Origin of the sequence: Clostridium thermarum (assembly GCF_006351925.1) — a bacterium.
Lineage (GTDB): Bacteria > Bacillota > Clostridia > Clostridiales > Clostridiaceae > Clostridium_AU > Clostridium_AU thermarum.
On record NZ_CP040924.1, the window covers coordinates 1,386,516 to 1,401,694 of the forward strand.

Sequence of the window (15,179 nt, forward strand, 5' to 3'; positions counted from 1 at the left end):
AAGATAGAATGGTAAAGAAGAGCAACGGAATTCCAAGGGACAATAATATTATCAGGGTGCCCTTGGAAGAGGCTATGCCGGACAACTATCTGCCTTATGCTGTGGAGGTTGCAAAGGATAGAGCCCTTCCAGACGTCAGGGATGGACTAAAGCCGGTTCATAGAAGGATCTTATATGGAGCACATTTGCTGAGAGCTACGCCGGATAAGCCCTATTATAAGTCTGCAAGAATTGTGGGAGACATTTTGGGTAAGTTTCATCCTCATGGAGATTCCTCCGTATATGATGCCATGGTTATTCTGGCGCAAGACTTCACCACCAGAAAGCCTTTGATTGATGGCCATGGTAACTGGGGGTCTATAGACGGTGACAGTGCTGCAGCCATGCGTTACACTGAGGCAAGATTGACTCCCATAGCCATGGAGATGATCAGGGATATAGATAAGGATGTAGTGAATATGGTAGCCAATTACTCCGACTCGGAATTGGAGCCGGAGGTACTTCCAAGCCGATATCCAAATCTACTTGTAAATGGAGCCTTTGGTATAGCTGTAGGCCTTGCAACCAATATTCCACCACATAATTTGAGGGAAGTTGTACAGGGCTTGATAGCCTGTATTGATAACAGAGAGATTACTACCAAAGAACTGATGGAGTATATTAAAGGTCCGGATCTACCTACCGGTGGCATACTTATAGGAAAGAACTCTCTCCTGTCCGCCTACGAAACCGGGGAAGGTAGGGTTACCCTAAGGGTTAAGGCCAGTATAGAAAAATTGGAAACCGGAAGGCTTGGTATTGTGATAACTGAATTTCCCTATAGAAAAAATAAGGCCAAGATCTTGCAGACCATTTCTGAGATGACTGGTGATAAAAAGCATTCCAAGGCGCTGGAGGCAATCACAGACATAAGAGATGAATCTGATAGAAACGGTATAAGAGCAGTTATAGAATTCAGAAAGTCTACGGACTATGAAACAGCAGATAAGGTTTTGAAATACCTATATAAGAAAACAGACCTGCAGAGTAATTTAAGCTTTAACATGGTTGCCTTAACTAAAGGCAAGCCTGAGACCTTAGGGCTGAAGAGCATATTGATGCACTATTTGGATCACCAGAAAGAGGTAATTACCCGAAGGACTCAAAGGGAACTGGATATGGCAGAAAAAAGGTTCCATATCGTAGAGGGCTTTATTAAGGCTATTGATATTATGGATGAAATAATAGAAACCATAAGGGCCTCCATATCCAAAAAAGATGCTCAGGAAAAGCTGGTTCAAAAGTTTGGTTTTAGTGAACTACAGGCAGAAGCAATCCTTGAGTTAATGCTGTATAGGCTTACTGGCTTGGAGATAAAAGTATTTGAAAAAGAATATAAGGATTTGGAAAAGCTCATTGCCAAATTGAGAAAAATCTTGGGCAGCGAAAAGGAACTATTAAAGGTTATTAAGGATGAGCTTCTTGAAATAGTAGAAAAGTTTGGTGATGACAGAAGAACAGAAATTATTGAAGATGAAACTGAGGCAAAGATTGATGCAGAAGAATTGATAATCGTTGAAGATACAATGATCACTATGTCCAACGAAGGCTATATCAAGAGAATACCTCTTAAGTCCTATAACAGATCTAATACCGATGTTTCGGACATAGAATATAGAGAAGGGGATTATAACAAATATCTTCTTCAGTCCAATACTCGTGATACGGTAGTGTTCTTTACTGACAAGGGAAATATGTATCAGCTGAAGGGGACTGATATACCGGAATACAAATGGAAGGAAAAAGGCGAGAAGCTGGATGCCTTAATAAGAGGATTGGACCTAGGACAAGAAAAAGTTGTTGGGGTTTTCTCACTGCAAGACTTTAGTGTGGAGAAGAGTTTCCTATTCTCAACAAGTAAGGGTTATATGAAGAAAACCTCACTAGATAAATTTGTTACAAGCTATACTAAGCTTCTAGCCTTAAAGCTGAAGGATGATGAGAAACTCATCTGTGTGGAGTTGATTTCAAGTGATAGGCAGGGGGCATTTATAGAAGTAACCACAAAGCTTGGCTTAAACTTTACTATAAGAGAGCCCCAGCTGGAGAATGCAGACAGAAACCTTCTGGGAACACAATTGACACCGCTGAGTGCCAAAGATGAATTGGTAAGTGTTACCTTCAGAGAAAGCTATGAATTCCTGCCATTTAATTTGACAGTAAATTCTAAGGGTACAATAAAGCAGGTTGACAACTATAGGGGCAAAAGTGATTATAAGTTGACGGCTTCCAATGAGGACGACATTTTGATATTTGCAGATAATTGCAGGGCATACAAGCTGCCGGCCTATATGTTCCAGAATGCAAAAGATGGCATAAAGCTTGAGGACCTCACTTTCGATTATGATCCTATAAAGGATAGCATACTGGAGGTAGTAACCGTAGGGGATTATAACAGGGAAGGTTATATTTACTTCTTCAGTAAAAAGGGTTTAATAAAGAAAACAACATTGGAGGAGTTGAACAGCTCTCATCTAAGTATCCAGGTTTATAAGTTAAAGAGCGAAGCAGATGCCTTGGTCAGTGTGAAGGTTGCCTATGGTGAGTATAGCAGTGCTGTCATTGTTACTAAAAAGGCAATGGCCATCAAGTTCGAAGTGGCATCGATTAATGCAATGGGAAAAATAACTTCCGGAGTCACAGGAATAAGTCTAAAGGAAGATGATGAGGTTGTATTCGGAGACATTATCTATGTCGGAGATGGCTCTGAAGAGATAGCAGTTGACGCCGAAGGAGGAAGAGAGCTATTGCTGACCTCCAACAGGAAAGAAGAAAAAAGAGTAAAAATCGTTGACATTAAGCTTCAAAACAGGGCAGGCAGAGGAAACAGCTTGATGCTTATTGTATTAGATGACTATGTAAAAGATGTTAAAATAGTATGAAGAATACAGCAGGTAGGTTGAAAGACGAACTGTTTGCGAATATAATAAAAGTTAATAGAAAATGCTGTTAATAATACAAAGCATTTAAATTGACAATTGTCCATTGTCAATTTTCAATTATTATAAAACGTTTACAATTGGAGGGGTATCAAATGAAGACAGTATTACTTTTTCTGGCAGAGGGCTTTGAGGAGATTGAGGCGCTTACTGTAGTAGACATTTTGAGAAGAGCCGGAGTCCAATGTGATATGTGCTCTTTGAAAGGGACCTATGTTACCGGTTCTCACGGCATTGAAGTAAAGAGCGATATATGTTTGGACGATATAGACCAGAGGGGATATGATGCAGTGGTATTGCCTGGAGGACCCGGTGCTGATGTTCTAAAGAACAACGTAAGGGTTGTACAACTTGTGAAGGATTTTTATATGAGCGGCAGAATAACGGCAGCCATATGTGCGGCACCTATAGTTTTAGCTGAGGCCGGTATAGTTAACGGTCATAACGTAACTTCTTATCCTAGTGTGAAAAATGTTTTAGATAATAGTGTGTACAAGGAAGACCTGGTGGTTTTACATAATAACATACTGACCAGCAGAGGACCTGCTACAGCCTTTCCTTTTGCCTATGCACTGTTGGAGGCCCTGGGACTGGAAAAGGAAGCAGAGGAACTTAAGGAAGGTATGTTGTACAACTTTGCAAATTCCTGTAACCGTGAATAATATTTTTACAAAAATACTTAATAGTCATTATATGGAAGCTTAACTTTGATATAATAAGGACATTGGGACTTAGAGACTCATGTCCTTATTTTCTTTTGGAGGTATTAAATGAAAGAGTATATTTTAGATAATTGTATTAAACTGATCTGTGAAAAAAGAAATAGTGCACTGACCTCCTTTTGTATAGGATTTAATGCAGGAGCTTTGGAGGAGACTGGGTTTAATGCAGGTGTAGCCCATGCCGTCGAACATATGGTATTTAAAGCTACATCCAGTAAGACTGAAAAAGAGATTAATATAGCCATGGACGAGGTTTTTGGATTTAATAATGCTATGACAAATTATCCCTATGTAATATATTATGGCACATTGATGAGTGAAGATTTTATAAGGGGCTTTAATATTTACAGTGATATTCTTTTAAATCCAACCTTCCCTGAAGATGGCTTTTATGAAGAGATGAAAGTTATCAGTGAAGAATTGAGAGATTGGAGAGAAGACCCAACCCAGACCTGTGAAGATATGCTTCTTAAGAATGCCTATTCACAAAGACGGATTAAGGAATTGATAATAGGAAGTGAAGAAAGCATAGGCAGGATTACCTTAAAAGAACTGAAAGAATTTTATAACAGGTTTTATTGTTCAAATAACTGTGTGATAAGCGTTGCTACTTCACTGGATTTTGATTTTATCTATGAAACAGTTAATGAAAACTTTGGTAAGTGGAAAAGAGAAATGAGCTTTCAACAAGACCTGGTCTATGATAAGAACAAACCTGGTATTTTTTTTAATGAAGGCAATGTACAAGGGGCGAAGCTTCAATTTTGCTATGGAATAGAGGATTTGACCTGGAAGGAAATTATGGCTTTGCATTACTTAAATATAATATTTGGTGAGGGTACAAGTTCCATACTGTACGATGTAGTGAGGACTGAGAAGGCCTTAGCCTATGAGGTAGGGAGTGCAATAAAAAATGAAAGAGGCATTAAGCTCTTTTCTATAAATATAAGTACTTCCAGAGAGAATATTAATGCGGCAATTAAATCAGTAGAGGACTGCATTATAAGAGCCAGAAATTATAATTGGGAAGAAGAAGGCTGCATATATAAAATACAGAAAAGACTAGCGTTAAAAAATAGTCTGGCTCTTGAAAGGTCTATAGAATGGTGCAAAAAAGTTACAACCTGTCAACTGATGTATGGAGATTACAGGTATGCTTTTAGTCATGAAATTAACTACAATATTAATTCCAAGGATATAAGAACCGTTATAGATAGGGTTTTGAAAAATCCGTCAATTCAAATATTATCATCCTGAGAGGAGTTTGGTGCATGGAAAGACGTTGGATGTTAAAGCAAACAAGTACCGATATTATGGCAGTGGCCAGGGAGGCTGAGGTTAACCCAATCATTGCCTCGCTTTTGGTTCATAGAGATATAAAACGACCTGAAGAGATAAAAAGGTTCTTGAGAGCATCTTTAGAGGATTTATATGATGGGAAATTAATGAAGGATATGAATAAGGGAGTAGCCATTATAAGAGACTCCATAAAAATGGGGAAGAAGATCTATATCTATGGCGATTATGACGTGGATGGGGTTATCAGTACCTATATATTGTACAAAGCCTTAGCAAGATGCGGAGCAAATGTTTCATATCATATACCGGATAGAGAGAGTGAAGGCTACGGTATGAATGAGGACAGAATAAGACTGCTGAGTGAAGAGGGCTGTGAAGTGATACTTACTTGTGACAACGGTATTGCTGCCTATGAGCAGATAAAGCATGCAAAGGAACTGGGAATGCAAGTGGTTGTTACAGACCACCACGACGTGCCTTTTGCAGATGAAGATGGGATCAAAAGGTATTTGGTGCCGGAAGCGGATGCTGTAATAAATCCAAAACAGGAGGATTGCCCATACCCCTTTAAACAATTATGTGGTGGGGAGATTGCCTATAAGTTTACGGAGGTCTTGTATGAAGCCATGGGCATAGACAGAGGAGAAGCACATGAACTGTTGCAATATGCAGCTATTGCCACAATCTGTGATGTGGTGGATTTGGTTGATGAAAACAGAATTATTGCCAAAAAGGGACTGGAAATGCTAAATAATACTGACAATCTTGGCCTAAGGGCTTTGATGGCAGAGTGTGGTTTGGACAATAAAACCATAACCGCCTATCATTTAGGATTTGTTATAGGACCTTGTATTAATGCCACAGGAAGACTTGAAAGTGCCAGATTATCTGTTGAATTACTGCTCTGTGAGGATGAAGATGAGGCTGTTTATCTTGCCAAGAGGTTAAGAGATTTAAATGAAGAAAGGCAAAACATCACCCTCAGCAGTGTAGAGAGGATATCAAAGTTAATAGAAACAGAAAAAATGGATAGGGATAAGGTCCTGATAGTATATGATGAGCAAACCCACGAAAGTATTGCGGGTATAGTAGCGGGAAGAATTAAAGAGCAATACAACCTTCCCACTATTGTGCTGACAAAGGGTAAGGATATGCCCAAAGGGTCTGCCAGATCTATAGAGGCTTACAATATGTTCGAGGAACTTGTTAAGTGCAAGGACATGCTTGAGAAGTTCGGAGGTCATCCAATGGCAGCTGGCCTATCTCTTAAAGAAGAAAATATCCATAAATTGCGTCAGCGATTAAATGAAAATTGTACCCTTACAGAGGAAGAACTGCAGCCTAAGGTGAGAATAGATCAAAAGCTTCCTCTAAAGTATGTTTCCCTTAAGCTGGTGGATGAAATTCAAAAATTAGAGCCCTTTGGCAAAGGTAATCCTCCACCGGTCTTCGCTGAAAAAGAAGTGGTTATAGAGAGGGTTTACCTTATTGGCAGGGAAAAGAATGTAGTAAAACTGATGATGCGCACAGGAGAGGGATTTAATAAGATCTATGGGATTTTCTTTGATTCCCCAGGATACTTTAAAGATGCTTTTGTGAAAGCCTATGATGAAGTAAGTTATGATAGATTTCTTGCAGGAGTGATTGGGGAGGTCAAGGCTGATATCATTTACTATCCGGACATAAATGAATACAATGGATCTATAAGCTTACAGCTTATAATAAAAGATATAAGATTTTAGAAAAAAGAGGGAAATTATGTAAGTTTATAGAATTAGTATAATGAAGTATATAATTTGGGGGAATTTATATGGAAGTAAATATAGAACACTTACCCTTTGGAGTAGCAGTTATAGATAAGAACACACTGATTATTGAGACGGTAAATGATTACTTCTGCAAAATCTTTTCAATTGATCATAAAGCAGGTATCACCATAGAAGAATGTCAGCCTCTATTTTTTTTGATGGATATAATAGAGGAAGGCGAAGAAGAATATAGATTAAATGATTTTAAATATAATGAGGAGACCTGTCTGGACATTATACTAAAGAATAGTAAGGATAAAATTACAGCATATATAATAAAGAAAAATTCTGAAGCATCCTCCCTTGAAGGCCGTATGATGTCAAAGCTTCTCAAATTGAGGGAAGAAAGGCAGGAGTTCATTACAATATCTACGGAGCTTAAAAGTAAATGTGAGATTATTGAGATCTTGAGAAAAAGAGAAAAAGAATATATGATGCATCTAAAAGATGTAATGAATAACATATCTGAGGGGCTTATTGTTTTGGACAGCAAGGGAAAGTACAATTTCTGTAATAAATTCATATACTCAATTATTGATGTGTCTGAGGAGAGTCTGAAAGACTATCCAAACATTTTTTCTAACTATATCATAGAAAACATCAATGATGAGGAAAGTACAGGATGCCTTGACAATATTTTTAATAATAAGCTTCTGATGAAAAATGTGGTGATTTTACTCATTCATAAAGATACAGGGGAACGAAAGTTTATAGAATTTAATAATTCACCTATAAAAGACGAAAATGATGAGTTTGTATACAGTATTGTAACTATGAAGGATGTAACAGATATTAAGCTCCATGAAAGACTTGTACAAGAGCAGGCAGCTTTCATTAATGATGTCATTAACACCATGGATATTCCCGTGGCAGTAGTATCATATCCTCTGCTGGAGATAACTTTGGCAAATGGCAAGCTTAGAGAATTTGCCAATAAAATCTTTGGTGACAAGTGTAAAAACCGAGGGGAAAGGTCTTTGTCCCTAAAAGAACTGCTCATAGGTGAGGAGTATAAAGAAATAAATGAGGCTATTTTAAATTGTGGTAATAATGGGGTGGAATGCAGTTACTCTCCCTTTGAACTTAACAATGATGGAGAAAAAAGATACTATAAAATAAAATTTAAACCACTTAAGGATAGAAATAAAAATACCAATTTGATTTTGATAAGTGCCATGGATATTACAGAGGAAACCTGTAGAAGTATGCATTTAGAAAATATATCCAATATAAAAGATGAATTTTTTTCCTTAATTTCTCACGAATTGAGAACACCATTGACGGTAATACATTCCTCACTGCAATTGGCATATAATGTATATGGAAAGGAAATAACCCCGAATATTCATAAAAATATGGTGAGGATAAGCCAAAACTGCAGCAGACTTCTTAAGCTTATTAATAACATTTTGGATATAACTAAGGCTGAAGCGGGTTTCCTAACCTTAAATATTTCGAACTTTGACATTGTTTCTAATACAGAGTACGTGGTTAACTCAATCAATTCATATGCTAAGGTAAAAGAAATAGAGTTAGTATTTATCTCAAATTGTAATCAGCTTTATGTGAATATGGATAAGGATAAGTATGAGAAGATTCTGCTGAATCTTCTGTCTAATGCTATGAAATTTACTCCATCGGGTAAGAAGATCATAACTAAGATTGAGGAAAAAGATAATTGCTTTACCCTATCTGTCTCAGACCAAGGCATCGGCATACCAAAGGACAAGATAGAATCAATTTTTGATAGGTTCGCTCAGGTAAACAGTTCACTTTCCAGAAGGGCAGAGGGAACCGGATTGGGCTTATCTTTGGTTAAGAAGTTTGTGGAATTAATGGGAGGAACTATAGAGGTCAAGAGCACTGTTGATGTGGGAACAGAATTTATATTAAGCTTTAAAAAGCTTTGTATTGACTATGCTGAAAGTGAAAGCTTTGCATTGATGGATGTCAATATGGAGGAGAAAATCAATATTGAGTTTTCAGATATCGACTAACATATTAATGGACAATTGTCAAATGGCAATTATCAATTTTAACTAGTAAAATAATGAGGTGACCAAAATGGCAAAATATAAAATAATCATGACTGGTGGAGGGTCTGCGGGACACGTGACTCCCAATCTGGCTCTGATACCTAATCTGATAAAAGAAGGGTTTGAAGTACAGTATATAGGTACCGCTGAGGGAATAGAAAGAAAGATAATCACAGAAGAAAAGATCAAGTACCATGTAATCTCCAGCGGAAAGCTGAGAAGATATTTTGACATAAAGAACTTTACTGACCCCTTCCGTGTGATAAAGGGGATCTTTGAAGCTGTGAACATAATAAAAAGGGAAAAGCCTGATGTAGTGTTTTCCAAGGGCGGCTTTGTGGCAGTACCAGTAGTTATAGGTGCTTTTCTGAATAGGGTACCGGTGGTTTCTCATGAATCGGATATTACTCCTGGACTAGCTAACAAATTGGCTCTTCCCTATAGTACAAAAATATGCGTTACCTTTCCGGAAACCCTGCAGCATATAAAAGGCGGTAAAGGGGTGCTGACCGGCACACCCATAAGAAAAGCCCTGTTTAAAGGAAGTAAAATACGAGGTATGAAGTACTGTGGATTTTCTCATGGAAAACCGGTGCTTTTAATAATTGGTGGAAGCCTGGGTTCAAAAGTGATAAATGATACCATAAGGAAGTGTCTAAAGAATTTACTCAATAAGTATCAGATAATACACATATGTGGTAAGGGCAATGTAGATAGTTCATTGAACGTTGAAGGCTATAAGCAGTTCGAGTATGTGAGTGACGGGCTGCCGGACCTATTAGCAGCTGCAGATGTGGTCATATCGAGAGCAGGAGCAAATGTTATATATGAACTATTGGCACTTAAAAAACCAAATCTTTTAATCCCGCTGTCAAAGAAGTCCAGTCGAGGGGATCAGATTTTGAATGCGGAATCCTTCAGGAAAAAGGGCTACAGTATGGTATTAGAAGAAGAAGACCTAAAAGAAGAATCACTGTTGAGCGATTTGGATACATTATATAAGGATAGATCTAAGTTTATTAATGCCATGGAAAAAAGTGAATTACAAAACGCAGTAGAAAAAATAGTGGGTGTGATAATGGAGTCGATTAAGAAAAAAACAAAGATGTAAGGGGGGAACTTTACCGTGAAGATAGAATTTATGGGAGCGGCAGAATGTGTAACCGGTTCTTGCCATTTGATAAATGTATTGGGTAGAAAAATATTACTGGATTGCGGACTCTACGTTGGCAGTGATGAAGAGGAAGGTATAAATGAGATCTTTAGCTTTGACGCTGAGGAAATAGACTACGTGATTCTATCTCACGCTCATATAGATCACAGCGGACGAATACCTCTGTTGTACAAAAGAGGTTATAAAGGAAAGGTCTATTGTACAAAAGCTACTAAGGAGCTATCTGGTATAATGCTAAGAGATAGCGGAAATATAGCTGAAATGGAAGTTGAGTGGAAAAACAGAAAGAGAATGAGGGTAGGGCAGGATCCCATAGAGCCCCTATATACAGCTAAGGATGCAGAAGAGTGTATGGTGAACTTTGAAGGCTTTGACTATGATGAGAACATTCAATTATTTGAAGGCCTTAGGATAGTTTTTAAAGATTCGGGACACATACTGGGAGCTGCCATTGTAGAACTGTTTATCAAAGAGGATGATAAAACGGAGATTAAGCTGATTTACAGCGGAGACATAGGAAATTTGAATATTCCTATTATTAAAGATCCCACATATATAGAACATGCAGACTATGTAATCATGGAAAGTACTTATGGCAACAGAATTCACCAAGATGTAAGAAACGAAATGGATCACCTGGTCAGTATCGTGAAGGATACCTTTAAAAGAGGGGGAAACGTAATAATTCCATCCTTTGCGGTTGGAAGAACCCAAGAGGTCTTATACGCCTTTAATAATTTTATAGAGAACAAAATATTGACGGGGGTTACAGTCTATGTGGATAGTCCGCTGGCCCTGGAATCCACAAGGATTTTCCAAAGGTTCACCGATATTTATGATGAGGAAGCTAAAACCTTGGTGAAAAAGGGAGATGACCCCTTACATTTTGAAGGTCTTATCTTCACAAGGTCTTCAGAGGAGTCTACTAAGATAAACAGTGTAAAAAACGGAGCAGTTATCATTGCCTCCAGCGGCATGTGTGAAGCAGGAAGGATTAAGCACCATCTGAAGCATAACCTGTGGAGAAAGGAATGCTCTATAGTATTTGTAGGCTATCAGGCACCAGGAACCATAGGAAGGGCTATTCTGGACGGAGCCAAGAAGGTTACCCTCTTTGGTGAAGAAGTTGCAGTAAATGCCAAGGTCTATTACCTTCATGGACTATCGGGACACGCAGATAAAAATGGCTTGCTAAAATGGCTTGGGGCTTTTAGAAAGAAGCCTAAAGAAATCATTCTGGTGCATGGAGACAAAGAAGTTTTAAAGAACTTTCAACAGGACTTGCGGGATCAGGGTTACAATGCCTCAGTAGTGAAACTTGGTGAAAAAAGGTATATAAATATTGATAATAAGGTAAGCTACACTTTAGATAAACTGAAAAATGATCTCATAAGTTATATTAATTCCATTGATGACGATTATATTTCAAAGGACGAGGTACTTAGAAATATCGATAAAATATTAAATAAGATGAAATAATTGGTGAAAAACGGTAATTATATGATTCTATTGGAATATATATTACCGTTTACTAATTTTGTTATCAGTTGCAAAAATAATTTATTAGTTTATAATAATAGTTGTCAAGTTTCAGGCTTGTAAAAGTATTCTATATATAAGAAAGAAGGTAAGTGCAATGAGAAAAATGAAAACAATGGACGGAAACACCGCCGCAGCGTACATATCCTATGCTTTTACTGACGTAGCCGCCATTTACCCAATTACTCCGTCATCTCCTATGGCTGAACATGTTGATGAATGGAGTTCACAAGGAAAACTTAATGTTTTTGGCCAAAAGGTTAAGGTTATGGAAATGCAATCAGAGGCTGGAGCTGCAGGTGCCGTTCATGGTTCACTTCAAGCTGGAGCTCTCACTACTACATATACAGCTTCCCAAGGTCTGCTGTTAATGATACCTAACATGTATAAAATTGCCGGTGAATTATTGCCAGCAGTATTCCATGTAAGTGCAAGAGCTTTAGCTGCACATGCTCTATCAATTTTTGGAGATCATCAAGACGTTATGGCTGCAAGACAGACAGGCTTTGCATTGCTTGCTTCCAGCAGTGTTCAAGAAGTTATGGACCTATCTCCAGTGGCACACTTAACTGCTATAAAAGGAAGAGTGCCATTCCTAAACTTCTTTGACGGATTTAGAACTTCCCACGAAGTTCAAAAGATTGAAGTATTGGAATATGATGAACTTGAAAAGTTATTGGACAAGGATGCTGTAAATGAGTTTAGAAGAAGAGCTCTAAACCCTGAGCACCCTGTAACAAGAGGAACTGCACAAAATCCTGACATCTACTTCCAAGGAAGAGAAGCTGCTAACAAGTATTATATGGCAATCCCAGAATTGGTTGAAAGCTATATGAATGAAATTAACAAGCTTACCGGAAGAGATTATCACCTCTTTAATTACTACGGAGCAGAGGATGCTGAAAGAATAATCATAGCTATGGGCTCTGTCTGCGACACAATACAAGAAACTGTAGATTACTTGAATGCAAGAGGCGAAAAGGTTGGTATGATGGCTGTTCATCTATTTAGACCTTTCTCATTAGAACATTTCTTTAAATATATGCCAAGTACTGTTAAGAAAATTGCTGTACTTGATAGAACAAAGGAACCGGGTTCTGCTGGTGAGCCATTGTTCCAAGATGTTAGAAGTGCCTTCTATGATAAGGCACACAAGCCTGTTATTGTAGGTGGAAGATACGGTTTGGGTTCAAAGGAAGTTACGCCTGGAAATATACTATCCGTATTTGACAACTTAAAATTAGATAATCCAAAGAACGGATTTACTATAGGAATAGAGGATGATGTTACATTTACATCATTACCAGTTACCGAAGAAATTGATACTACTGATGCTGCAACAAAGTCCTGTAAGTTCTGGGGCTTAGGTTCAGATGGTACTGTTGGTGCAAATAAGAGCGCTATAAAAATCATAGGTGATCATACAGACATGTATGCTCAAGCTTACTTCTCCTACGACTCCAAGAAGTCCGGAGGTATAACAATTTCTCATCTGAGATTTGGTAAGAAGCCAATAAAATCACCTTACCTAATAAAGAGAGCAGATTTTGTGGCTTGCCATAATCAGTCCTATGTAAATAAGTATGATGTTTTAGATGGACTAAAGGACAATGGAACTTTCTTGCTGAATTGCATTTGGGATAAAGATGAAATCGAAAAGCATATACCTGCTAAGATGAAGAGATATATAGCAAAGCATAATATTAATTTCTACACAATAAATGCTGTACAAATTGCCCAAGAAGTTGGACTAGGCGGAAGAATTAACATGATAATGCAATCTGCTTTCTTCAAGCTTGCTGATATTATACCGGTAGAAGATGCTGTTAAGTATTTAAAGGACGCAGTAGTTCAATCCTACGGCAGAAAGGGCGAAAAGATAGTTGCTATGAACCATGCCGCTATCGATAAGGGTATTGACGCCCTAGTGAAGATTGAAGTACCTGAAAGCTGGAAGGATGCTGCTGATGAAGAAACAGCAGAAAAGAATGTTCCAGACTTTATAAAGAATATTCTTGAGCCAATGAATGCACAAGAAGGGGACAAACTACCTGTAAGCGCATTCTTGAACCACGTAGACGGAACCTTCCCAGCAGGAACAACTGCCTACGAAAAGAGAGGGATTGCTATAAATGTACCTGAATGGCAAATGGACAACTGTATCCAATGTAATCAATGTTCATTTGTATGTCCACATGCTGCTATAAGACCATTCTTATTAAATGCAGAAGAAGTGGAAAATGCTCCGGAAGCCTTCACAAGCAAAAAGGCAAATGGAGGAAAGACATTTGAAGGATTAAACTACAGAATCCAAGTAAGTACAATGGATTGTACAGGCTGCGGAAACTGTGCTCAAGTATGTCCTGCACCTAAGAAGGCCCTAATCATGAAGCCCTTAGAAACACAGAGCGAACAGGTTCAAAATTGGGACTATGCAACTAAGCTTTCACCAAAGGAAAATCCAATGAGTGAAGATACTATGAAGGGAAGCCAGTTCCAAAAGCCATTACTAGAGTTCAGCGGAGCTTGTGCAGGCTGCGGAGAAACTCCATATGCTAAACTTGTAACACAGCTCTTCGGAGATAGAATGATGATAGCTAATGCTACTGGCTGTTCATCAATCTGGGGCGCTAGTGCACCTGCATCCTCTTACACTACAAATCATGAAGGTAAGGGACCAGCATGGGCTAATTCATTATTCGAAGATAATGCAGAGTTTGGTCTTGGTATGTACCTTGGAGTTAAGCAGGTAAGAGAAAGATTGGCTGAAGTAGTTCAAAAGGCTATCCACAGCGATATCAGTGCTGAACTTAAGGAAGCTCTTGAAGCTTGGTATGCTGTAAAAGATAATGGTAAGGAATCTAAGAAGGCTACAGTAAGACTATTGCCATTATTGGAAGCTGAAAAAGATAAGAATTCCTTAACTGCAGATATCTATGAAAATAGAGATTTCTTAATTAAGAGATCCAACTGGATCTTTGGTGGAGACGGTTGGGCTTATGATATAGGCTACGGTGGTTTAGACCATGTACTTGCCAGCGGTGAAGATGTAAATATCCTTGTATTTGATACAGAAGTTTACTCCAACACTGGTGGACAATCATCTAAGTCTACACCAACTTCAGCTATAGCTAAGTTCGCAGCTTCAGGTAAGAGAACAAAGAAGAAAGACCTGGGCATGATGGCTATGAGTTACGGCTATGTATATGTAGCACAAATATCCATGGGTGCTGACAAGAACCAGACTATAAAGGCTATAAATGAAGCAGAAGCTTATAACGGACCATCCTTAATAATTGCTTATGCTCCATGTATAAACCATGGCTTAAAGCTTGGTATGGGTAACAGCCAGCTGGAAGCTAAGAGAGCAGTTGACTGCGGTTACTGGGCGCTTTACAGATACAACCCAACCCTAAAAGAAGCAGGCAAGAATCCATTCACCCTAGACTCTAAGGAACCAAAGGAATCCTTTAGAGACTTCTTAATGAGTGAAGTTAGATACTCATCCTTGGCAAAAGCATATCCTGAACAAGCAGAAGAGTTATTTGCTAAGACTGAACAGGATGCTAAGGAAAGATTGGAAAACTACAAGAGACTTGCTAGACAAGAATAATATAAAAGGC

8 protein-coding genes are annotated in these 15,179 nt (G+C 38.3%); all 8 read left to right on the forward strand.

The window, feature by feature from the left end:
• The first annotated feature begins 8 nt into the window (after positions 1–8).
• Positions 9–2,921: a DNA topoisomerase IV subunit A gene (locus FHY60_RS06130; protein WP_139904132.1), complete on the forward strand. Its 2,913-nt coding sequence runs from the start codon at positions 9–11 to the stop codon at positions 2,919–2,921.
• A gap of 152 nt (positions 2,922–3,073) precedes the next feature.
• Entirely contained in the window at positions 3,074–3,640 is a 567-nt protein-coding gene (locus tag FHY60_RS06135; RefSeq protein ID WP_139904133.1) for a DJ-1 family glyoxalase III, read from the forward strand.
• 108 nt (positions 3,641–3,748) lie between these two features.
• Complete coding sequence (locus tag FHY60_RS06140; protein WP_139904134.1) at positions 3,749–4,957, forward strand: M16 family metallopeptidase; 1,209 nt, start codon at positions 3,749–3,751, stop codon at positions 4,955–4,957.
• 14 nt (positions 4,958–4,971) lie between these two features.
• Complete coding sequence (gene recJ / locus FHY60_RS06145) at positions 4,972–6,741, forward strand: single-stranded-DNA-specific exonuclease RecJ (RefSeq protein WP_139904135.1); 1,770 nt, start codon at positions 4,972–4,974, stop codon at positions 6,739–6,741.
• A 68-nt stretch (positions 6,742–6,809) separates the two neighbouring features.
• Positions 6,810–8,804 (forward strand): ATP-binding protein, encoded by a 1,995-nt coding sequence (locus FHY60_RS06150; RefSeq protein ID WP_139904136.1) that lies wholly within the window; start codon positions 6,810–6,812, stop codon positions 8,802–8,804.
• 67 nt (positions 8,805–8,871) lie between these two features.
• Positions 8,872–9,954, forward strand: a complete 1,083-nt coding sequence (locus tag FHY60_RS06155) for an undecaprenyldiphospho-muramoylpentapeptide beta-N-acetylglucosaminyltransferase (protein WP_139904137.1) — start codon at positions 8,872–8,874, stop codon at positions 9,952–9,954.
• Positions 9,955–9,969: 15 nt separating this feature from the next.
• Positions 9,970–11,496 (forward strand): MBL fold metallo-hydrolase RNA specificity domain-containing protein, encoded by a 1,527-nt coding sequence (locus tag FHY60_RS06160; protein ID WP_139904138.1) that lies wholly within the window; start codon positions 9,970–9,972, stop codon positions 11,494–11,496.
• A 157-nt stretch (positions 11,497–11,653) separates the two neighbouring features.
• The gene (gene nifJ / locus FHY60_RS06165; RefSeq protein ID WP_139904139.1) at positions 11,654–15,169 is read left to right on the forward strand and encodes a pyruvate:ferredoxin (flavodoxin) oxidoreductase; all 3,516 of its coding nucleotides are present in this window, start codon (positions 11,654–11,656) and stop codon (positions 15,167–15,169) included.
• The last annotated feature ends 10 nt before the right edge of the window (positions 15,170–15,179 follow it).

Coding starts and splice junctions, on each gene's coding strand:
- FHY60_RS06150 (WP_139904136.1), top strand. CDS start 6,810: ATGGAAGTAAATATAGAACACTTACCCTTTGGAGTAGCAGTTATAGAT.
- FHY60_RS06135 (WP_139904133.1), top strand. CDS start 3,074: ATGAAGACAGTATTACTTTTTCTGGCAGAGGGCTTTGAGGAGATTGAG.
- FHY60_RS06140 (WP_139904134.1), top strand. CDS start 3,749: ATGAAAGAGTATATTTTAGATAATTGTATTAAACTGATCTGTGAAAAA.
- nifJ (WP_139904139.1), top strand. CDS start 11,654: ATGAGAAAAATGAAAACAATGGACGGAAACACCGCCGCAGCGTACATA.
- FHY60_RS06155 (WP_139904137.1), top strand. CDS start 8,872: ATGGCAAAATATAAAATAATCATGACTGGTGGAGGGTCTGCGGGACAC.
- recJ (WP_139904135.1), top strand. CDS start 4,972: ATGGAAAGACGTTGGATGTTAAAGCAAACAAGTACCGATATTATGGCA.
- FHY60_RS06130 (WP_139904132.1), top strand. CDS start 9: ATGGTAAAGAAGAGCAACGGAATTCCAAGGGACAATAATATTATCAGG.